Origin of the sequence: Kineococcus sp. NPDC059986 (assembly GCF_040702905.1) — a bacterium.
GTDB lineage: Bacteria > Actinomycetota > Actinomycetes > Actinomycetales > Kineococcaceae > Kineococcus.
This window is the reverse complement of sequence record NZ_JBFBND010000007.1, coordinates 21,360-41,209: the sequence shown is the minus strand read 5'-3', so window position 1 is coordinate 41,209 and position 19,850 is coordinate 21,360. Positions and strand designations below refer to the sequence as shown.

Below are 19,850 nucleotides of genomic sequence, written 5' to 3'. Positions count from 1 at the left end.
TGAGCTGCCGGAGCTGCCACCGTGGTCAGGTGAAGTGGCCGTGGAAGCGACAGCCGGGCCTTACCCCTACTCCGGAGGAACCCGTGACGACGACCGCGCTGGCGGCTGCCGGCGAGCTCGTCGCGGTGCTAGGGCGGTTTCATCTGGACCCGGCGGATGCGTCTGACGACTACGGCGCCCTGTTCGCCTACCCGCGCACCGACGAAGGCGAGGAGGACGTGCTGGTGTGCCACTTCGGGCACCTGGTCGAGGTCGACGCCTCTCTGTACTCGTTGCCGACTCTCCGCCCCGGTGACGTCTTGGTGCGAGCGCATGAGGAGGCGCGCTGGGTGCGGTGGCGCTTCCGGACGGCGGCCGATTTGGAGGCGTGGATGGCTGACCCGGTCGGCTGGGGCCTGGAAGGGACAGCGCACTGAGTGCGGGATGACCGTGACGTCGACCGCAGCCGGGATGAGCGGTCAGTCGGTGGGGTCGCCGACGCCCCTGGCGAACTCGCCGATGCGCCGCAGCGGTAGCCGCCGCTGCCACCAGTAGCCGCTGAAGCCTCTGATCTGCAGTGCGTTGTCGACGTCCTCGCGTGTAGCAGCACGGAAGCGTGTGTCCAACGTCTCGAGCTCAAGCTGATGAGCAGTGCGGACGCGCTCGGTGAGCAGTGGCCAGGCCTTCTCGATCCAGTCCCTGCACATGTTGTCGTTGATGTACTCGAAGACGTTGTCCGTGTAGCCCCTCTCCACGGCTCCGACGAACCACGTCCACTTCCGCATCATTTCGTCCAGGGTGAAGACCGTTCTCCAACCTTGTCGGTGGAGCTCCTGACCTGCGCGGCGGATGGAGTCGTGGTCCTCAGCATTCAGCTCGTCCATGGTCCGACCACCTTCCCTCAGTCGATGACTGAACTCGCTCTTCGCCATGTGCGGACGGTCGACGACCTGCTGGTCTGCGGGATGACCGTGAAGCCGCGGCACACCATGATCGCGTCTGAACATCGTCAAGAGCGATGGATCGGCGACATGTGCGAGACGTCGTCGCGATACGGCTGACCTGGCGCTGGCCACTACCTTGGCCGCTGTGGCCACATCGACCGACAAGACGTTGAGCGCTGCGGAGAGCAGGCTTCAGGACGCCCTGCGGGCGGGTGATGTGACGGCCTTGGACGCGCTCCTGCACTCCGACGTCGTCTTCGTGGGGCCAGATGGCGCTGAGGTGGGCAAAGAAGCCGACCTGGAGGCTCACCGTTCTGGCGCGCTCCGCCTGCGTGAGGTCATCGAGATCGACCGGTCGGTCACGGACCTGGGTGATGTCGGGCTCACCCGCGTTCGGCTCCACCTGAGGGGTGAAGCCTGGGGTTCGAGGCTGGATGCGGTTATGGCGTACACGCGGACGTGGGTGCGGGAGGAAGGGGCGTGGCGAGTCCTGCAGGCTCAGGGTGTCGTGGTCCAGTGAGCTGTGGGCTCCGGCGTGGGCTTGCGGTGTGGCCTTCCGCGGGGGCGGCTGTCGGTGAGGGCGCTCGGGTCGCGGCACGAGGGCGCCTCCGCGCGACCAGCAGGATGACCGTGCGCTGCGCACCGCGCGGGTCGCGTGAAGTGCGCCATCGGGCTAGAGGCGACGCCTGATCCAAAGCCACCAGGCGACGATGGTCGCAGCGCTGATCGCGCCCCACACCAGACCGCGCGTGACAGGTGACCAAGTCCACCTCTCGCCGGCCAGCCCTGCGATCAGACCGCCGCCGAACGTGCCGAGACCGATGACTGCGAAGGTGGCACCCAAGATGAGTCGTCTGCGTCTCTGCGAGATGTTCTGCACGGCAGAATGATCGCGCACAATGCGGGATGACCGTGAGGTGGCGGCTCAGGAGCAAGTCAGGATCGCCAGTCGCCGCAGCCAGCGTCTGGGCTCGTGCAGTGAGGTGACGAAGAAGGCGAAGAAGACGGCGGTGCCGATGAGCCACCACCGCGACCACCACGTGCTTGCCGCTGCGTAGCCCATCGTGCCCAGCCCGAAGATCAACAGCTGTCGCCGCTGCCCTCGCAACGTCAACGCCAGACGCTGCTCGGCAATGTGGACGGCGACCTGCCGAACGGCCGGATCGGTGGGGGCAGGACCACGTCGGGCGGCGCGCATCCCGGCTGCGCGCTGCTTAGGGGAAGCCGCTGGCAGGCCGGTGAGCATGTCCTGGCGCAGGCGGGCGCTCTTGGGGCCCATGAGGGCACCGAAGATGACCCCGGCGATGAGGGAGGCGGGCAGAGCAGAGCCGAATGGTCGTTGCTCGGTCAAGGCGGTGCCGGCGGCGAAGATGATGGTGAACAGGGCGCCTTGGGCAAGGGAGAGCACCCACCATGGCGCTTGGAGCCAGCGTTGCGTCAGCACGACTGAAGTGTGGTGAGGACACCATCGCCCGGCTTGTCGAACCGGGCACCGTCACCCGATCAGCCCTAGCCGCGGGATGACCGTGCGCTTCGCGCGCACCGCGGGATGACCGCGAGGTCGTTCCATATGGACCTCACCTCGCTAGCTATTGCTTTTCGATAGGTAGCGGCTGATCATCAATAGGTGAACGCCAACGTCATCAGCGCCGTACGCCTCTGCCTGGTCCTCCTCGGCGCCGGTGCCGCGTTCGGGCAGGTGGTCTACGCCCCGGTCGCCGCGTCGCAGTCAGCGCAGATGTACCCCGAGCTGGCCCACCTGGCGGTGCCGTACACGATCGCGGTGATCGTGGTCCTAGCGTGCGTGCAGGCCGCGCTGGTCGCGGTGTGGAAGCTGCTGGCGATGGTCGACCAGGGGTGGATCTTCGACCCGGCGGCGCTGCGGTGGGTGGACGTCATCGTCGCCGCCGCAGCGGTGGGGACCGTCGTCACGGTGGGCACCGTGACGCACCTGGTCAGCTGGGTCGGGGTCGGGGGCCCGTTCGCGCTGGTCGTCCAAGCCGCCTCCCTGGTCGGTGGAGCGTGCTTCGTCCTGCTGATGCTGGTCATGCGCGGGCTGCTGGTCTCGGCAACGGTGCTGCAGCGCGAGATGGCCGAGGTCGTCTGATGGCGGTGGTCGTCGACCTGGACGTGATGCTGGCCCGGCGCAAGATGTCGGTGGGTGAGTTCTCCCGCCGCATCGGCCTGACGCCGGCGAACGTGGCGGTGCTGAAGAACGGACGGGCCAAGGCGGTGCGGTTCTCGACCCTGGACGCGATCTGCCGGGTGCTGGAGTGCCAGCCGGGCGATGTGCTGCGCTGGGTCCCGGACGGAGCGGCGGAGGTCTCCCATCCACTGCCGGTCGCCTGAAGGCGACCGCTGCTGAGCGATCGACCGTACCCACTCGACAGCCGAAGTAACACTCGCAACTCGTCATGTCGGCGACGTCGGTGCCAGCTCGAGACCGCGCACCACGCGGGATGACCGTGCGCACTGCGGGAGGACCGTGGAGTCCTGGGAAGACGCCGCGACCATCGCCGAGTGCGACACCGGGTCCGGTCGGCCTGAGTCATCCGGTCCAGGCGGCGGAGATGCTGCGGTCGACGACTCGACGCCAGCCGTCCGGAGCGGCGGGGTCGTGGCTCGCCATTCCTGCCATCCACAACAAGGCCATGAGGTCATCGGGGGTGAAGTCCGGCGCGAGCACGCCGGCGGAGTGGGCGTTCTCGACGAGCTCTGCCCCGAGGGCCATGGAGCGCTCACGGGCGTTGATGAGGAGCACGGCGTCGGGGTAGCGCCGCAGCATGGCGTCGTTCATGGCCGGGTCGCTGAGCTGCAGGTCGATCATCTCGCGGATGAACGTCTCCAGCCGTGCGCGGGGCGAGTCCCGGCTCAGCGTCCGCTCCCTGAGCGTGCGGAGCTTCTCGCCGGCGATGTCGTCCACCACGGCGTCGATGAGTTCCTCTCGGGACCCGACGCGGTTGTAGAGGGTTCCGATGCTCACCCCGGCTTCGCGGGCGATGTCCTCCAGAGGAGCGGACAGTCCCCGCTGCGAGAACACCGCCAGGGCCGCCACGCGAAGCTTCTCGAGGTTCGCCTGTGCGTCTCGACGTAGGCCAGGCGGGGGGGGCACGGCGACTCCAGTGGAAAGTGAGGCCGGTCTCAAGTTAAGCTCGGCGGAGTTGAGAACGGTCTCAACTTACCGCACCCGAACGCACCCGGCCCTGCGGTGGCCACGGAAGGACGCACCATGCCCCTCATCACCATCATCGGAGCCGGTCCGGGTCTGGGCCTGGAGATCGCCCGGGCCTTCGGACGAAAGGGCTTCGACGTCGCCCTCGTGGCTCGCGACCAAGCCAAGCTCGACACCCTCGCCCAGACCCTCGCCGGCGAGGGGATCCAGGCTCGCGGGTTCGCTGCTGACGTCAGCGAGCCCGACACGGTACGGAGCGCGATCAGGTCCATCCGGGAGACGCTGGGCCGAATCGACGTACTGGAGTTCTCCCCGGCGGACCGGACGCTGGAGTCCGTCGACGCCCTGGACGTGACGATGGAGAACCTGCAGCCGCAGATCGACTTCTACCTGGGGGGCGCCCTCGCCGCCATCGGCGCGGTCCTGCCGGACATGATCGCCGCCAAGGCCGGAACGGTCCTCGTCACCACCGGTGGCGGCTCTCTCGCTCCGACGCCTGTGCGCGGCAACGTCAACATCGCCGCAGCGGGACTGCGGAACTGGACACTCAACCTCCACGCCGCGCTCGCGGAGCAGGGGGTCTACGTCGCGTTCGTCGCCATCACCGCTCTGATCGGTGGTGGTCGCCCTGACGCCGAGCCCGCGGTCATCGCCCAGTCGTACGTGAAGCTGCACGAGGAACGAGAAGACGCAGAGCTGCACTACGTCGCCTACGACGGCTGACGTGCCTCCCGTCCGGGGCCTTCGGTTCCGGACGGGACAGTGCCGCAGCACCCCGTGATCCCGGCCCCGCAGGGTTCAGGCGGCAGCGGCAGCGGCAGCGGCAGCGAGCGTGCGGAGCGTCGCGACCTGCGCGGCGGTGCTCGGCGGGGAGTCGGCCATCTGCCACGTGGACACCAGTGCCACCATCCCGCCGATCGCGAAGATCCGCGCGTCACCGGTGAGGGCGATGTCCGGGCGATGATGATCGCGATCCGACTCCGTCAACCAGGTGGTGACGGCTGCTGCGATGACCTCGCCGACACGCTCGCCGCGGGGGACGGCGCGGAGCTTGTCGAAGAACTCGCGATCGGCTCGTCCTGCGCTGAGCAGGGGTTCGATCCCGCGCTGCGCGACGGCGTCGGTGAGGGCCTGAGCGAGGTTCGCGGCGCTCTCCTCGAGGGGCAGCTGGTTCTCCAGCAGGCGACTGATCCACAGATCCGTCGCGAGGTCGCCCACGTTGGCGTAGTGGTTGTGCAGGGCCTGCCGGCTCAGGCCTGCCCGCTGCGCGACCGCGCTCATCGAGATCGCTTCACCTCTCGGCGACTCAGACACCAGTGCCGCCAACGCGCGGATGAGGGCGGCGCGGGTCCGGGTGACGCGTGGATCCACCCGGTGCGCCTCGGGCGGCAGTGTGTTCGTGGCCTGCGACATGGGCGCATCTTGCCAGAGCCTGACCACTAATGTACGTTTGTCATCTACTGGACAATCGTAAAGGACATCATGACGCACGTGATCGAGTCGACACCTCGGCGGGCAGAGTCTGCGCAGCACCCGGGATCGGCCCACCACTACCGGAACCTGATCCTCGGCGCGGTCGCGATCCTGTTCCTCGCGATGGCGATGCTGACGAGCTACTCGAGCGCGTTCGGCAACCCGACACCCAACAACGTCCACCTCGCGGTCACCGGTGACGCCAACGCGATCGTCGCGCTCGAGCAGCAGGGCTCACTCGAGCTCACGGTCGTCACCTCTGCTGCGAACGCGCGCGATGCAGTGCTCGACCGAGACGTGGACGGCGCACTCGTCCTGCCCGCTCCGGGAGAGAACGCCGTGGTGAGCACCTACATCGCCAGCGGTGGGGGCCGTGGCCTCGGCCAGGCGATCTCCGGCATCGGCACCTCCATCGCAGCGAAACTGTCCGCCACCAACACGACCACCGACCTCGCCCCCCTACCGGCGAAGGACCCGGTCGGATCGGTGGAGTTCTACGCGATCCTCTTCGTGGGCCTGGGCGCAGCGCTCGGCGCGACGGTGTTCGGGCGCATCCTCGGCACGGTCGACACGGCGGCGACCTTCGTCGAGCGCAGCGTCGTCCTCGTGCTCTACACGGGAGTCCTCGCCGGACTGATCACCGTGTGGATCGACTCCGCTCTGGGCGCGGTGACCGTCGAGCCCGGGGCGGTGTTCGCGGTCCTGTGGATGACGGGCGTGGCCATCGGGGGAGCCGTCACGGGAGTCGCTGCTCTCGGGGGGATGAACGCGGCGCTGGTCATGACCCTCGCTCTGGTGATCCTCGGCAACACCTCTTCCGGAGGCCCGCTCGGCATCCACGTCCTCAACGATTTCTTCCAGGCTCTCTACTACGTCTTCCCCCAGGGCGGCGCTCTGGACCTCCTCCGCTCGGTTCAGTACTTCGACGGCGCAGCCGTCTCGGCTCCCATCATCCGGCTGGGGATCTGGGCAGCGGCGGGCATCCTGTTCACGTTGGCCGCCATGCTCCTGCGGAAGCGACGTGAGGCTGCGACTCGACCGAAGGGTGGCGCCGGCGCCGAGCTCGGCCACTTCACGCCCGCAGCACCGACGAACTCCGCCCCGCAGCGCGCAGAACTCACCACCACTTCGGCGTTCATTCCTCTGACCCCATCTCCCTGAGGCACAGGTGCGAGACCGGCGCCGACGACTTCCCCCACGTGGTGAAACACGGGGCCACTCTTAACGCGCACACCGCGGGATGACCGGAAGGTGCCCTTCGCCCGACGGGAGGAGTGCAGGCTGCTGCTCCTCGCGCAGCCCTCCTCGCCCTGGCAAGGTCGGCCGACGTGACCGGGAAGGCAGGAGAGCAACGCCGCGAGCAGGTGTCGTTGACGGACGTCGTGCAGCAGGCGTTTCCGGCGTCGATGAATCCGGCTGTGGCGCAGGTTGCGGAGGTGCTCAACGACCAGCATCCCCGCCGTTGGCGAGAGGTCTTCGTCGACGGCGAGCTGCTGCGCATCCCTGACCGCATCTACGAGTCCGCCCCTCCGATGGAACTGATCGCCACCTACGAGGCGGACGCGCGCCTCATGGCGCACTGCGCCCTCACTCGCCACCACGACGGGTTCGTCCGTCAAGCGCACCTGCAGCAGATCATCGACGTCGATCGGTCGTGGGTGGCCCCTTACGTGTTGGCACTGCTGGGTGAGTACGTCCTGGAGATCGTCCACGACGTGCACGCGGGGTTGAGGGAGGTGGCGGCTCCCGGATCGTGGCAGCGGGCGCGGTACGTCCGGTGTGCCCGCGAGAACCCCGGGTTCATGGAGTTGAACCGGCAGCGGGCCATGAGCTACTGGGACTGCTACCACCGCGGTCGTTACCGCACCTTCGCGGACTACCCCGCTGCGCAGACCCTGGAGATGCTGCAGGAGGTGAGCTCCGAGAGCGGTTGACGACCACGTCACCGTGGCGGCCGGTCCACCCGGCACCAACGACCATCGACTGCTCGGTTCGCGGGATCACCGTGAAGTCGTGGGGCGAGAGCTCATGACCACACTCGAATCGTTGGGCGCCCGGACGTGGGTCAGTCCGGCTGCGACCAGTCTGCGATGGCCGTGATCAGCCAGCGAGCTGCCAGAACGCTGCAGAAGACGGCGAAGAACAGGTGGAATGCCCGCTGGCGGACGTCGGTCACGAGCAGGAACCACGCGATGAGGGCCGCTCCGCTCATGAGGCAACCCGAGAAGAGAGAGCGTCCGGGCGTGTCAGCCGACTTCCGCCAAGGTCGCTTGCTCACTGGAGGCGTGTCGCGGGTCCCGCCGTGTTCGTTGCTCACGACAACAGAGCGCCGCTCACCAGACTGCTGACGCAGCCTTCATCTGGACAGCTGCCCTCGCGTCAGGTGTTGCGTCGACCCCTTGAACTCAGGGCAGATGAGTGGGTCGGAACGTGCCACTCCAACGGACGGTGCCGCCGCGGCCATCGACAGGGGCGTGACGTCGGCGGTGGGGGTGAGCCGCGACGGCTCCGGGGGGCCGCTCGCCCGCCCGTGGTCGCTCGTGGCCGCCCGTCCCTGCTCACGGTTCGCCTGGCGCAGGTGAGGTCCCCTCCGTGGTGGCCGGCGAGTGCCACAGGCTGGGGCCGGAGAGCTGGGAAGTGGTGCCACCTCGACGATCGGAGGTGTCGCCGACGTCGTGAGGCGCGACGCCGGGGAAACATTGTTGAACAATCAGGGTCCGCGGCTAGGCTGGTCGGCATGACCGTCGCCGCGACCCCCGACACCTCGCTGCAGGACGCCGTCCTGGCCGTCTGCCGTCGCGCCAAGATCGCCTCCCGACCGCTGCGGGTCGCCACGCGTGCCACCAAGGACGCTGCGCTGCAAGCCATCGCGGACGCGCTCGAGGCGGCGACGGACCGCATCGTGGCGGCCAACCAGCTCGACCTCGCCCGTGGTCGCGCGGAGGGGACCTCCGAGCACCTGCTCGACCGCCTGGCCCTCGACCCCGCGCGCATCGCCGCCATCGCCGCCGCCGTCCGCGAGGTCGCCGCGCTGCCCGACCCCGTGGGCGAGGTCGTGCGCGGCTCGACGCTGCCCAACGGGCTGCGGGTGCGCCAGCTGCGCGTGCCGATGGGCGTGCTCGGCGTCGTCTACGAGGCCCGGCCCAACGTGACGGTCGACGTGGCCGTCCTCGCGCTCAAGAGCGGCAACGCCGTCGTCCTGCGCGGCGGGTCGGCGGCCCTGGAGAGCAACACCGTCCTCGTCGACGTCGTCCGCGGGGCCCTGGAGTCCGCTGGTCTGCCCGCCGACGCCGTCACCAGCATCGACGAGCACGGCCGCGACGGCGTCGGGGTCCTGCTCACGGCGCGCGGGCTCGTCGACCTGCTCGTCCCGCGCGGGGGAGCGGACCTCATCCAGCGCGTCGTGCGCGAGGCGACGGTGCCCGTCATCGAGACCGGGGTGGGCAACTGCCACGTCTACGTCGACGCCTCGGCGGACCTGCGGCAGGCGGTCGACGTCGTCCTCAACGCCAAGACCTCCCGGCCCAGCGTGTGCAACGCCGCCGAGACGGTCCTCGTCCACGCGGCCCTGACGACCGACTTCCTCCCGACGCTGCTCACCGCGCTGCACGAGGCGGGTGTCGTCCTGCACGCCGACGAGCGCTCGACCACGGCCGCGCGCGCCGCCGGGGTCCCCGTGCAGCCCGTGAGCGACGCCGACTGGGCGGCGGAGTTCCACGGCCTGGAGATCGCGGTCGGTGTCGTCGACTCGGTCCAGGACGCCGTGGAGCACATCGGGCGCTGGAGCTCGGCGCACACCGAGGCCGTCCTGGCCACCGACGTCCGCGTCACCGACTACTTCTGCGCGGCCGTCGACTCCGCCGTGGTGGCCGTCAACGCCTCCACCCGCTTCACCGACGGCGGCGAGTTCGGCCTCGGGGCCGAGGTCGGCATCTCCACGCAGAAGCTGCACGCCCGCGGCCCGATGGGCCTGGCCGAGCTCACGACGACGACGTGGCAGGTCCTCGGCGACGGGCACGTGCGCGTCTGAGCGTCCTCACGAGCCCGGGTCGTCGAGGGAGTCGCTCGCGACGAGGTACGTGGGTCGCTGCTGCAGCTGGACGTACAGCCGGCCCACGTACTCGCCCAGCACGCCGAGGCACAGCAGCTGCAGCGTCCCGACCCCGGCGACGACGGCGAGCGTCGACGTCCACCCCGGGACGGTCTGGCCGAGGCCGAACGACACCAGCGCGTAGAGCAGCAGCAGGGACGTCAGCAGCGCCCCGCCGAGGCCGAAGAACGAGGCCAGCCGCAGCGGGGCCGTGGACGACCCCGTGATGGCGTCCAGGGACAGCCGCAGCATCCGCGTCAGCGGGTACTTGGTGCGGCCCGCGCTGCGGGCCTCGCGGGCGTAGCCGACCGTGGTGGAGCTGAACCCGAGCTCGGGGATCACGAGCCGCAGCACGCGGTGCGCCTCGGGCAGCTGCAGCACGGTGTCCACGACCGTGCGGTGGGTGAAGCGGAAGTCGCCGGCCTGCTCGGGGGCGCGGCCGCCCAGCGTGCGCACGAGCCGGTAGAACGCCGCCGCGCTCACGCGCTTGAGGCGGGAGTCCACGGAACGGTCCTCGCGGACGGCGTAGACGACGTCGTGCCCGCGGCCGGCGGCCGCCAGCAGGCGGGGGAGCACCTCGGGCGGGTCCTGCAGGTCGGCGTCCATCGTCACGACGCCCGCCCGGGCGCGGGCGCGCGCGAGCCCGGCCGACAGCGCGGCCTGGTGCCCGGAGTTGGCGCGCAGCCGCACGACGCGCAGCTGCGGCCACTCGCGGCGCAGCCGGGCGAGCACGACGGGGGTGGCGTCGGTGCTGCCGTCGTCGACGACGAGGACCTCGTAGCCGCCGAGGCCCTCGGCGAGCAGATCGTCGAGGACGGGCCGCAACCGGGCCGCGAAGACCGGGAGCACCTCGGCCTCGTCGAAGGCGGGCACGACGACGCTCAGCGCCGGGGCGGGGGAGGGTGCGTCGGACACGGGCCGATCCTGCCGCAGCGTCCGGGTGGGGGACGTGCCAGACTGGCGGACGATCTCGTCGTTCGTACCCGCAGGAGGACCGACCATGCTGCACGCGCTCGTCGCCCAGGCCGCTCAGCAGACCGAGGAGACCCACGGCGCGGGGCTCCCCTCGCCCTACGTCTTCGCGGTCGTCGCCGTCTGCGTCCTGGCCTCGCTGCTCATCGTGACGATGGCCTTCCGCAGCGTCGGGACCCGTCACTGACCTCGGTCCGGCAGGACGTGCCCGGTCCCACCGCCTCGCGGCGGCCCCGTCTCGGGGTCATGGGCGGCACGTTCGACCCGATCCACCACGGCCACCTGGTCGCGGCCAGCGAGGTGGCGGCCCGGTTCGACCTCGACGAGGTCGTCTTCGTCCCGACGGGACGGCCGTGGCAAAAGTCGCGCGAGGACATCGCGCCCGCCGAACACCGCTACCTCATGACGGTCATCGCGACGGCGTCGAACCCGCGGTTCACCGTCTCGCGGGTCGACATCGACCGCGGCGGCTTCACGTACACGATCGACACCCTGCGCGAACTGCGCGACCTGCGCCCCGAGGCCGACCTCTTCTTCATCACCGGGGCGGACGCCCTGGCGCAGATCCTGCAGTGGAAGGACGTCGCCGAGCTCTGGTCGCTCGCGCACTTCGTCGGCGTCAGCCGCCCCGGGCACGCCCTCACCGACGACGGCCTGCCCATGGACGGGGTGAGCCTGCTGGAGGTGCCCGCCCTGTCGATCTCCTCCACCGACTGCCGCCGCCGCGTGGCCGGCGGTCTGCCCGTCTGGTACCTCGTGCCCGACGGTGTGGTGCAGCACATCTCCAAGCACCGGCTCTACGCCCCGACGGCGGTGGACGGTCCGGCCGTGCCCGTCGTGGGAGAATCGTCGGGCTGAACCCGTCTCGACCGCTTTCCCCGAGGAGTCCCGTGCCCGCATCCGACCGTTCTCTCGAGCTCGTGCACGCTGCGGCGGTAGCGGCGTCCGACAAGCTCGCGACCGACGTGATGGCGCTGGACGTCTCGGACCAGCTGTTCATCACCGACGCCTTCCTGCTCGCCTCGGCGCCCAACGAGCGCCAGGTCCGTGCCATCGCCGAGGCCGTGGAGGAGAAGCTCCTCCCGCTGGGCTCCGAGCCGGTGCGCCGCGAGGGTGAGCGCGAGGGCCGCTGGGTCCTCCTGGACTTCGTCGACGTCGTCGTCCACGTCCAGCACGTCGAGGAGCGCGAGTACTACGCCCTCGAGCGGCTGTGGAAGGACTGCCCGTTGCTGGAGCTCCCGGAGCCGGCGACGAGCGACCAGCAGGCGTGAGCGCGCGCCGCGTCGTCCTCTGGCGGCACGGCCGCACCGCCTCCAACGCCCAGAACCGCTTCCAGGGCCAGCTCGACGTCCCGCTCGACGACGTCGGGCGGGCCCAGGCGGCCGACGCCGCCGCGCACCTGAACGCGACGACGGACGTGGCCGCCGTCGTCGCCTCCGACCTGTCCCGCGCGGTGGACACCGCGCGCGCCTTCACGGCGCTCACCGGTCACGAGCTCGCGCAGGACCCAGCGCTGCGCGAGGTGGACGCCGGGCAGTGGCAGGGCCTGCTGGGTGAGGAGATCGCGCAGCGCTGGCCCGAGGAGCACGCCGCGTGGCGCCGCGGTGAGGACGTCCGGATGGGCGGCGGGGAGAACCGCACCGAACTCGGGCAGCGGGTCGCCGCCGCCGTCGAACGCCACGCCGCGGCCGTCGAGGGCACCCTCCTCGTCGCCTCGCACGGGGCGGCGCTCAAGGCCGCCGTGCTGCGTCTCGTCGGGCTGCCCGTGACGGCGGGCGGAGCCCTCGCCGGGTTCCGCAACTGCCACTGGGCGGTGCTCGTGCGGCGCGGCGACGGCTGGGTGCTCGAGGAGTACAACGCGGGTCCCGTCGGGGCTGGCGTCGGCGCCGAGGGCTGAGCGCGGGACCGTCGCACGCAGCCACGGGTGGTCACGACCACCGGCGTTCGTGCGGTAGTGTTGTCCTCGTTGCCGGGGGAAACCCGGGCGGCGAGAGCAAGGGGCTGTGGCGCAGCTGGTAGCGCACCTCCATGGCATGGAGGGGGTCAGGGGTTCGAATCCCCTCAGCTCCACCCCTGGTGAAGGGCCCGGACGTGAGTCCGGGCCCTTCGTCGTTCCCGGCCCCCTCCGGCCGCCCCACTACGATCACGGGGTGACGCAGCAGGACGCGACCCCGCCCGCGCGGGACGCCGAGCGGACGCGCCGCGAACTCCTCGACGTGGCCACCGAGGTGTTCGCGCAGGACGGTTTCGCCGGGGCCCGCGTCGACGAGATCGCGCGCCGGACCCGCACGACGAAGCGGATGATCTACTACTACTTCGGCAGCAAGGACGGCCTCTACTCGGCGGTCCTGGAGCGCGCCTACCTGGGCATCCGCGAGGCCGAGCAGCGCCTGGACGTGGGGGACCTCGCCCCGCAGGAGGCCATGCGGCGGCTGGCGGCGTTGACGTTCGACCACCACGTGGCCCACGAGGCGTTCATCCGGCTCGTCGCGATCGAGAACATCCACCGCGGGGAGTTCGTCAAGCGCCTCGACTCGGTCCGCACGGCCTCGGCGCCCGCGCGCGACCTCGTCGCCGAGATCCTCGCGCGGGGGGAGGCCGCGGGCGTCTTCCGCGGGGACGTCGACGCCCTGGACGTCCACATGCTCATCAGCGCCTTCTGCGTCTTCCAGGTCGCGAACAAGCACACCTTCGGGCACCTGTTCGACGTCGACCTGGCCGCCCCGGACCGGCTCGACCGGTCGCGGCGCGTCCTCGGGGACGTCGTCGTGGGATGGCTCGCGGCGCGCTGACGGACGGTTGACCGACGCTGGGGCGTCTGCTCTACTTCCTGAACGTACCGGTTAGTACAAACCGCGAGCCGCTCGAGGGAGAGCCCGGCCATGTCCGACACGCTGATCGACGCACCGGTCGTCACGACCGCTGCGACCCCAGCTCCCGCAACGGGTCCGGAGTCCTCGCGGCCCTTCCTCGTGGGGCTCGTGGGCACCGGGGTCGGCCCCTCGCTGACCCCGCCCCTGCACATGGCCGAGGCCGAGGCGCTCGGGCTCGGCTACGTCTACCGCACGGTCGACCTCACCGAACGGGGCATCGACCCCGCCCGGATCGGGGAGGTGCTGCGCTGGGCCCGCGACCTCGGTTTCGACGCCCTCAACGTCACCCACCCCTGCAAGCAGCTCGTCCTGCCCCACCTCGACGCCGTCGACCCCGTCGCGGCGGCGTTGGGGGCCGTCAACACGGTGCTGTTCACCCCGCAGGGGACGGTCGGCCACAACACCGACACCACGGGGTTCGAGGCGGCCCTGCGCAGCGAGCTCGACGACGCCCCGCGCGGACGCGTCGTGCTCGTCGGCGCCGGGGGAGCGGGGTCCGCCGTCGCCGACGCGCTGCTGCGCTGCGGCACCGCACTGCTCACCGTCGTCGACGTCGACGCCGGCCGCGCCCAGGACCTCGCCGGGGCCCTCGCGCGGCGGCACGGACGTGCCGTCGACGCCGCGTCGTCGGCCGCCCTGACCGACCTCGTCCCGGCCGCCGACGGCGTCGTGCACTGCACCCCCGTCGGGATGGCCGAGCACCCCGGCACCGCGTTCGACGTCGCCCTGCTGCGGCCCACGACGTGGGTCGCCGACGTCGTCTACCGGCCGCTGGAGACCGAGCTCCTGCTCGGGGCCCGCGCCGCCGGCTGCCGCACGCTCGACGGCGGGCACATGGCCGTGCACCAGGCGGTCGGCGCCTTCGAGCTCATCACCGGGCACCGCCCGGACGCCGCACGGATGCTCGCGCACCTGCGCGCACTCGTCCGCACCCCCTGACCCGCACCCCCTGACCCGCACCGCCTGACCCGCACCCTCGGCACCGGCGCCGAAACCCCGCCGGCCACACCCACCCGTTCCGTGTCCGTACCGTCGGAGGTCACCGTGGACAGCACCCCACCCGTCGTGGGACAGGTCGAGAAGACCCCCCGCAAGGCGGCGCTCGCGAGTTTCATGGGCAGCGCCGTGGAGTACTACGACTTCTTCCTCTTCGGCTCCGCCGCCGCCCTCATCTTCCCCACGGTGTTCTTCCCCGACGCGGGGAACGCGGCCCTCGTGCTGTCGTTCGCGACGTTCGGGGTGGCGTACGTGGCCCGGCCGCTGGGCGCGGTCGTCCTGGGGCACTTCGGGGACCGCGTCGGGCGGCAGAAGGTCCTCATGTTCACCCTCGTGCTCATGGGGGTTTCGACGTTCGTCATCGGCTGCCTGCCCTCGCACGACCAGATCGGCTGGCTCGCACCGGCTCTGCTCGTCGCCTGCCGGATCCTTCAGGGCCTGTCGGCCGCCGGGGAGCAGGCGGGGGCGTCGTCGCTGACGCTCGAGCACGCCCCCGACGACCGGCGCTCGTTCTTCACCTCCTGGACCCTCACGGGGACCCAGGGCGGGCAGATCCTCGCCGCGCTCGTCTTCATCCCCGTCGTGGCGCTGCCCGACGACGTGAAGTTCAGCTGGGGCTGGCGCGTCCCGTTCTGGCTGAGCGCGCTCGTCGTCCTCGTCGCGTACCTCATCCGCCGGTCGCTGCACGAGACCCCTCAGTTCCAGCAGGCCAAGGCGGCGGGCGAGATCGCGCGGATGCCGCTCGCCGTCCTCGTCCGCGAGCACTGGCGCGACGTCCTGCGCGTCGTCGGCTGCGCCACGGTCGCGGCCGTCTCGACGGTGTTCGGGAACCTCGCGATCGCCTACGGCAAGGAGGTCGGCGTGAACGCCGCCATCACGTTGTGGCTGGTCGTCGTGGCGAACGCGGTCGCGCTGCTGACGCAGCCCCTGTTCGGCCGGCTCGCCGACCGGATCGGCCGCAAACCCGTCTTCGTCTACGGCGCGCTGTCCTCGGCGGTCCTCATGCCGTTCTACCTGCTGTCCATGGGGGCGGGGTCGGACCTGGTGACGTTCGTCCTGGCGGTGGCGACGTTCTCCTGCGGGTACTGCGCCGCCAACGCCGTCTGGCCCTCGTTCTACGGGGAGATGTTCGACGTGCGGGTCCGCTTCTCCGGCATGGCGATCGGGACGCAGCTCGGGTTCCTGCTGGCCGGGTTCGCGCCGACGATCGTCACCGCGCTCGGCGGAGTGCGCGAGGGGGGCTGGGTCGTCATCAGCCTGTTCACCGCGGCCGTCGCGGTCGTCGCCTCGCTGTCGGCGCTCACGGCGCGGGAGACGCGGGCGGTGCCGACGGCCGAGCTGGGTCGCCGCGTCGCACGGACCGTGCCGGGCGACGTCCACGTCTGAACCCCACCGAGCAGCCTCACCAGGTCGAGTCGAGACCGCGCAGCAGCGTCTCGACGACCCGGGTGACCGCCGCCCGCGAGCCGTCCTGGGCGGGCTGACCGGCCCGGACCGTCGCGGCCACGAGCACACCCCGCCGCCCTCGTCGGGCCGTCCCGACGAGGGCGGCGGTGCCGTACCGGCCGCTGGCGACGGCGTGGGTGAGGGACCAGCCGCCCCGCACCCGCACCGTGGGCAGGAGGTCCGCGAACCGGTACCGGGCCGCCGGGGGCAGGGCCTCCCCGAGCAGCAGCGTCCCCCAGCCGAGCGCGAGGGCCCGCGTCGTCGTCGTGTCGCGGGGGTCCCACGGGGCGGCGGTGCAGGAGTCGGGGGCGCGGCGGTCGATGCGGGTGCGCCGGTCGCCGATCGCCCGGCAGAACCCCGTGACGGCGGCCGCGCCTCCTGCGCGCAGGACGAGCAGGTTGGTGGCGGTCGCGTCCCCGCGGCGCAGCGCGGCGTCACCGAGCCCCGCGACCGTCATGCCGGTCTGCAGGTGCCAGCCGCAGACGGGGGTGGACCCGACGAGGTCGCCGGCGTCGTAGCGGACGCGTTCGTCGAGCACGCCCGTCCCGCGCTCGCGCAGCAGCGCGGCCAGCGCCGGTCCCGCCGGCAGGGTGAGGACGGGGCGGGGCAGGTCGGGGCGGTGCCCCGTGACGCGGCCGGACAGCAGGTCGACGGCCCACGAGGTCACCTCGTCGGGTGGCCAGCCGAAGGCCGCCAGGACGCCCGTCCCGGCTCCGGCGGCCGTGAACGACCGGCGGGACACCTCCACGTGCTCACCTCCCCACCCGCCCCTGCGCGACGGGACGCGAGGGGTCCAGGGTGCGCCCGCCGGGGCCGGAGCACCAGACCCCGGCGGGCCCGCGGTCAGCGCGCGGGCTGCCACCCCAGGGCCGGGGCCACGTGCTCGACGATCGAGCGCATGAGGTGGGTGTTGTAGTCCACTCCGAGGGCGTTCGGGATCGTCACGAGCAGCGTGTCCGCCTCGCGGACGGCCGCGTCCTTGGCGAGGTCCTCCGCGACCTGGTCGGGGTCGCCGGCGTAGGTCCTGCCGAAGCGCGCCAGGCCCGGTTCGCCGAGCGAGCCGACCTGGTCGGTGGAGGCCCGGTCGCGGCCGAAGTAGGCCTCGTCGAGGTCGTCGGTGATCGGCAGGACGCTGCGGCTGACGGAGACCCGCGGTTCGCGCTCCCAGCCGGACTCCTTCCACACCTGCCGGAACAGGGCGATCTGCTCGGCCTGCAGCTCGTCGAAGGGGATGCCGGTGTCCTCGGTGAGCAGGGTCGAGCTCATGAGGTTCATGCCCTGCTCGGCCGTCCAGCGCGCGGTGGCGCGGGTGCCCGACCCCCACCAGATGCGCTCGGACAGCCCGGGGGACTGCGGCAGCACCGGCAGCTGGACGCTGCGGCCGGTCATCCGCGGGTTCGACTCCGCGACCCCGGCCCCGGCGACGGCGCGCCGGAACAGGTCGGTGTGCCGGCGGGCCATGTCGGCCTCGGTCTCGCCCTCGGCCGGGACGTACCCGAACGTGGCGGGGCCGTGCAGGGCGGCCTCGGGTGATCCCCGGCTCACGCCGAGCTGCAGCCGGCCGTCGGAGATGAGGTCGGTCTGCGCGGCCTCCTCGGCCATGTAGAGGGGGTTCTCGTACCGCATGTCGATGACGCCGGTGCCCAGCTCGATGCGGCTGGTGCGGGCGGCCATCGCGGCGAGGACCGGGAACGGCGCGGCCTGCTGGCGGGCGAAGTGGTGCACCCGCACGTAGGCGCCGTCGAAGCCGAGCTCCTCGGCGGCGACCGCCAGCTCGACGGTCTGGACGAGGGCCTCGCGCGCGGTCCGTGCGGCCGAGCCGGGGACCGGTTGGTAGTGCCCGAAGGACAGGAAACCGATGCGCTTCACATCGTCATTGAACCATCAACAACCCCGTCCTGTTCCACAATGGGCCCGTGACCTCCGCAGCGACCTCCCGCGAACTCCCCGACCGGATCACCAAGGACACCCGGCTCTGCCTGTCGCTGTCGGGCCGGCCGAGCAACCTGGGCACCCGCTTCCACAACTTCCTCTACGCCGAGCTGGGCCTCGACTTCGTCTACAAGGCGTTCACCACCGACGACCTGCCCGCCGCGGTCGCTGGCATCCGGGCCCTCGGCGTCCGTGGTGCCGGGATCTCGATGCCCTTCAAGGAGGCCGTCATCCCCCTCGTCGACGAGCTCGAGGCCTCCGCCGCCGCCATCGACTCGGTGAACACGATCGTCAACACGCCCCGCGAGGGCCGCTCGCACCTCGTCGCGTACAACACCGACTACCTCGCCGTCGCGGGCCTGCTCGACCAGCACGGCGTCACCCCCGCCAGCACCCCCGGACCGGCCGCGGTCCTCGGCAGCGGCGGGATGGCCAAGGCGTCCCTCGCCGCGCTGCGCGACGCCGGTTTCGGCGACCTGCTCGTCGTGGCCCGCAACGAGGCCACCGGCGCCCCCCTCGCCGCCCAGTACGGCGCCCGCTGGCTGCCCGAGCTCGGCGACGTCCGGCCCGCCCTGCTGCTCAACGCGACCCCCGTCGGCATGGCCGGCGGCCCCGCGGCGGGCGACCTGCCCGTGCCCCGGGAGGCCGTCGAGGCCGCGACCGCCGTCGTCGAGGTCGTCGCGGTGCCCGAGGGCACCCCCCTCGTCCGGCTCGCCCGCGAGCTCGGCCGGCCCCTCGTCACCGGGACCGAGGTCGCCGCGTGGCAGGCGGCCGAGCAGTTCGCGCTGTACACCGGCGTCCGACCCAGCGCCGACCAGGTCCGCCGAGCGGGTGAGTTCTCCCGGCGCGCCGTGTGAACCGCACGCCGTCGGGCCGCGCGGGCGGGTCGGCGACCGCATGATCGAGTCATGTCGTCACCCGCTCGCCGTCTCCAGCCCGGCTCCGACGGTGCCGAGGGGGAGAGGGTGACCTCTGCGCCCGGACCCGCCGCCGCCGACCCCGGCGACCCCGGCGCGCCCTCCTCGGACCCCGCACCGCCCGAGCAGCGCCCCGGCACCGCGACGCAGTCCACCGACCGTCGCGGCACGGGCGGTCTCGACGGCCGCGGCCGCACGACCGCCCTCGTCCTCGTGCCCGTCACGGGGGCCGTCGCGGTCGCCGTCGCCGCGGCCGTCGCCTCCCCCTCCGTCGTGCTCGTCGTGGCCCTCGTCGCCGTCGGTGCCCTCGCCGCGGCGCTCGCGGTCGCGCTCGCCGTGACCGTGCGCGCCCACCGCGAGGCCGAGCGCTCGGCGGGGTCGCTGCTCGCCGCGCTCGAGGCGGCCCGCGACGAGACCGTGCAGGACACCGTGACGGGTCTGCTCAACCGCCGTGGCCTCGTCCTCGTCGGGCACCAGGTGCTGGAGTCGGCCCGCCGGTCCAGCGGCGCCGTGCACGCCTGCGTCGTCGAGGTCACGCCCGGCGTGCAGCTGGGCGGGGTCGGCCGCTCGCCCGAGGAGGTCCGCGCGCAGCGCGAGGCCGAGTGGGCCGCCGCGGCGAGCGCCCTGCGCGGGGCCACCCGCACGTCCGACGTCGTCGCCCGCGAGAGCGAGGGCCGCTTCGTCGTCCTCGGCCCGGGCGCCGGCCTGCACGCCCAGGAGCTCGAGCGGCGGGTGCGCGTGGGCCTGGCCCAGGGCCGCCTCGCGGGCGGTGGCGAACGCGCCCCGCGGTTGGCCGTCGAAGCCGGGGCCGCCGTCCTCGCGCCGTGGGACGAGGGGGGCGTCAGCGACCTCCTCGTGCGCGCCGAGCAGGCCCTCGCCCAGCGGCGCGCCCTGCGCCGCAGCGTCCCCCAGCACGGCTGGGGCCGTCGTCGCAGCGACCGCAGCGCGCGTCCGGAACGCCCCGGGGCCTGATCCCGGCGGCACGCCCGTCCGGCCGGCGGTGCTCACGGAGTAGGCTGTTCCCGTGTCCTCCCGCCGACTTCCCAGCCGGTGCTG

25 protein-coding genes and 1 tRNA gene are annotated in these 19,850 nt (G+C 72.0%); 18 read left to right on the top strand and 8 right to left on the bottom strand.

What is annotated here, in order from left to right; genetic code table 11:
- Positions 1-83 precede the first annotated feature (83 nt).
- Positions 84-416 (top strand): hypothetical protein, encoded by a 333-nt coding sequence (locus tag AB0637_RS07480; RefSeq protein ID WP_366170908.1) that lies wholly within the window; start codon positions 84-86, stop codon positions 414-416.
- 42 nt (positions 417-458) lie between these two features.
- On the opposite strand, the gene AB0637_RS07475 is transcribed toward AB0637_RS07480, so the two are convergent.
- Entirely contained in the window at positions 459-911 is a 453-nt protein-coding gene (locus AB0637_RS07475) for a hypothetical protein (protein WP_366170906.1), read from the bottom strand.
- Positions 912-1,068: 157 nt separating this feature from the next.
- Here AB0637_RS07475 and AB0637_RS07470 point away from each other — a divergent pair, with 157 nt between their 5' ends.
- Complete coding sequence (locus tag AB0637_RS07470; RefSeq protein ID WP_366170904.1) at positions 1,069-1,443, top strand: nuclear transport factor 2 family protein; 375 nt, start codon at positions 1,069-1,071, stop codon at positions 1,441-1,443.
- A 405-nt stretch (positions 1,444-1,848) separates the two neighbouring features.
- On the opposite strand, the gene AB0637_RS07465 is transcribed toward AB0637_RS07470, so the two are convergent.
- Positions 1,849-2,367: a hypothetical protein gene (locus AB0637_RS07465; protein WP_366170902.1), complete on the bottom strand. Its 519-nt coding sequence runs from the start codon at positions 2,365-2,367 to the stop codon at positions 1,849-1,851.
- A gap of 183 nt (positions 2,368-2,550) precedes the next feature.
- Here AB0637_RS07465 and AB0637_RS07460 point away from each other — a divergent pair, with 183 nt between their 5' ends.
- Both AB0637_RS07460 and AB0637_RS07455 read left to right on the top strand, forming a co-directional pair.
- A complete protein-coding gene (locus tag AB0637_RS07460; RefSeq protein ID WP_366170900.1) occupies positions 2,551-3,030 on the top strand; it encodes a DUF2975 domain-containing protein in 480 nt (159 codons plus the stop codon).
- Positions 3,030-3,272 carry a helix-turn-helix transcriptional regulator gene (locus tag AB0637_RS07455; RefSeq protein WP_366170898.1) on the top strand — a complete coding sequence of 81 codons (243 nt, stop codon included), beginning with the start codon at positions 3,030-3,032 and terminating at the stop codon, positions 3,270-3,272. Before AB0637_RS07460 ends, AB0637_RS07455 begins: the two co-directional genes overlap by 1 nt.
- A gap of 199 nt (positions 3,273-3,471) precedes the next feature.
- On the opposite strand, the gene AB0637_RS07450 is transcribed toward AB0637_RS07455, so the two are convergent.
- On the bottom strand, positions 3,472-3,978 hold the full coding sequence (locus tag AB0637_RS07450; RefSeq protein ID WP_366170896.1) for a helix-turn-helix domain-containing protein: 507 nt from the start codon (positions 3,976-3,978) through the stop codon (positions 3,472-3,474).
- Positions 3,979-4,152: 174 nt separating this feature from the next.
- On the opposite strand from AB0637_RS07450, the gene AB0637_RS07445 reads away from it, so the two are divergent.
- Positions 4,153-4,818 carry an SDR family NAD(P)-dependent oxidoreductase gene (locus tag AB0637_RS07445; protein ID WP_366170894.1) on the top strand — a complete coding sequence of 222 codons (666 nt, stop codon included), beginning with the start codon at positions 4,153-4,155 and terminating at the stop codon, positions 4,816-4,818.
- A gap of 75 nt (positions 4,819-4,893) precedes the next feature.
- Here AB0637_RS07445 and AB0637_RS07440 read toward each other — a convergent pair whose 3' ends face one another.
- A complete protein-coding gene (locus AB0637_RS07440; protein ID WP_366170892.1) occupies positions 4,894-5,508 on the bottom strand; it encodes a hypothetical protein in 615 nt (204 codons plus the stop codon).
- 69 nt (positions 5,509-5,577) lie between these two features.
- On the opposite strand from AB0637_RS07440, the gene AB0637_RS07435 reads away from it, so the two are divergent.
- Together AB0637_RS07435 and AB0637_RS07430 are read left to right on the top strand one after the other, a co-directional pair.
- Positions 5,578-6,729, top strand: coding sequence for a hypothetical protein (locus tag AB0637_RS07435; RefSeq protein WP_366170890.1), 1,152 nt, complete (start codon positions 5,578-5,580; stop codon positions 6,727-6,729).
- A gap of 209 nt (positions 6,730-6,938) precedes the next feature.
- A complete protein-coding gene (locus tag AB0637_RS07430) occupies positions 6,939-7,502 on the top strand; it encodes a hypothetical protein (RefSeq protein WP_366170888.1) in 564 nt (187 codons plus the stop codon).
- 131 nt (positions 7,503-7,633) lie between these two features.
- Here AB0637_RS07430 and AB0637_RS07425 read toward each other — a convergent pair whose 3' ends face one another.
- Positions 7,634-7,780: a hypothetical protein gene (locus tag AB0637_RS07425; RefSeq protein ID WP_366170886.1), complete on the bottom strand. Its 147-nt coding sequence runs from the start codon at positions 7,778-7,780 to the stop codon at positions 7,634-7,636.
- Between the two features lie 525 nt (positions 7,781-8,305).
- Here AB0637_RS07425 and AB0637_RS07420 point away from each other — a divergent pair.
- Positions 8,306-9,598 (top strand): glutamate-5-semialdehyde dehydrogenase, encoded by a 1,293-nt coding sequence (locus tag AB0637_RS07420; RefSeq protein WP_366170884.1) that lies wholly within the window; start codon positions 8,306-8,308, stop codon positions 9,596-9,598.
- A gap of 6 nt (positions 9,599-9,604) precedes the next feature.
- On the opposite strand, the gene AB0637_RS07415 is transcribed toward AB0637_RS07420, so the two are convergent.
- Positions 9,605-10,573 (bottom strand): glycosyltransferase family 2 protein, encoded by a 969-nt coding sequence (locus AB0637_RS07415; RefSeq protein ID WP_366170882.1) that lies wholly within the window; start codon positions 10,571-10,573, stop codon positions 9,605-9,607.
- An 85-nt stretch (positions 10,574-10,658) separates the two neighbouring features.
- Here AB0637_RS07415 and AB0637_RS07410 point away from each other — a divergent pair, with 85 nt between their 5' ends.
- The 8 genes from AB0637_RS07410 (at position 10,659) to AB0637_RS07375 (ending at position 15,885) form a co-directional block, all read left to right on the top strand.
- On the top strand, positions 10,659-10,817 hold the full coding sequence (locus AB0637_RS07410) for a hypothetical protein (RefSeq protein ID WP_366170880.1): 159 nt from the start codon (positions 10,659-10,661) through the stop codon (positions 10,815-10,817).
- 17 nt (positions 10,818-10,834) lie between these two features.
- The gene (nadD, locus tag AB0637_RS07405) at positions 10,835-11,488 is read left to right on the top strand and encodes a nicotinate-nucleotide adenylyltransferase (RefSeq protein ID WP_366170878.1); all 654 of its coding nucleotides are present in this window, start codon (positions 10,835-10,837) and stop codon (positions 11,486-11,488) included.
- Positions 11,489-11,520: 32 nt separating this feature from the next.
- The gene (gene rsfS / locus AB0637_RS07400; RefSeq protein ID WP_366170876.1) at positions 11,521-11,901 is read left to right on the top strand and encodes a ribosome silencing factor; all 381 of its coding nucleotides are present in this window, start codon (positions 11,521-11,523) and stop codon (positions 11,899-11,901) included.
- Positions 11,898-12,527: a histidine phosphatase family protein gene (locus AB0637_RS07395; RefSeq protein ID WP_366170874.1), complete on the top strand. Its 630-nt coding sequence runs from the start codon at positions 11,898-11,900 to the stop codon at positions 12,525-12,527. Before rsfS ends, AB0637_RS07395 begins: the two co-directional genes overlap by 4 nt.
- Positions 12,528-12,627: 100 nt before the next feature.
- Positions 12,628-12,700, top strand: a tRNA-Ala gene (locus tag AB0637_RS07390).
- 80 nt (positions 12,701-12,780) lie between these two features.
- Positions 12,781-13,422 (top strand): TetR/AcrR family transcriptional regulator, encoded by a 642-nt coding sequence (locus tag AB0637_RS07385; RefSeq protein WP_366170872.1) that lies wholly within the window; start codon positions 12,781-12,783, stop codon positions 13,420-13,422.
- Positions 13,423-13,512: 90 nt separating this feature from the next.
- Entirely contained in the window at positions 13,513-14,442 is a 930-nt protein-coding gene (locus tag AB0637_RS07380) for a shikimate dehydrogenase (protein ID WP_366170870.1), read from the top strand.
- 174 nt (positions 14,443-14,616) lie between these two features.
- Positions 14,617-15,885, top strand: coding sequence for an MFS transporter (locus tag AB0637_RS07375; protein ID WP_366171079.1), 1,269 nt, complete (start codon positions 14,617-14,619; stop codon positions 15,883-15,885).
- A gap of 16 nt (positions 15,886-15,901) precedes the next feature.
- Here AB0637_RS07375 and AB0637_RS07370 read toward each other — a convergent pair whose 3' ends face one another.
- Together AB0637_RS07370 and AB0637_RS07365 are read right to left on the bottom strand one after the other, a co-directional pair.
- On the bottom strand, positions 15,902-16,693 hold the full coding sequence (locus tag AB0637_RS07370) for a serine hydrolase (protein ID WP_366170868.1): 792 nt from the start codon (positions 16,691-16,693) through the stop codon (positions 15,902-15,904).
- Between the two features lie 95 nt (positions 16,694-16,788).
- The gene (locus tag AB0637_RS07365; protein ID WP_366170866.1) at positions 16,789-17,814 is read right to left on the bottom strand and encodes an LLM class flavin-dependent oxidoreductase; all 1,026 of its coding nucleotides are present in this window, start codon (positions 17,812-17,814) and stop codon (positions 16,789-16,791) included.
- A gap of 47 nt (positions 17,815-17,861) precedes the next feature.
- Between AB0637_RS07365 and AB0637_RS07360 the strand changes: the two genes are divergently transcribed.
- Both AB0637_RS07360 and AB0637_RS07355 read left to right on the top strand, forming a co-directional pair.
- Complete coding sequence (locus AB0637_RS07360) at positions 17,862-18,734, top strand: shikimate 5-dehydrogenase (RefSeq protein WP_366170864.1); 873 nt, start codon at positions 17,862-17,864, stop codon at positions 18,732-18,734.
- A gap of 108 nt (positions 18,735-18,842) precedes the next feature.
- Positions 18,843-19,766, top strand: coding sequence for a diguanylate cyclase (locus tag AB0637_RS07355; protein WP_366170862.1), 924 nt, complete (start codon positions 18,843-18,845; stop codon positions 19,764-19,766).
- Positions 19,767-19,850: the final 84 nt, after the last annotated feature.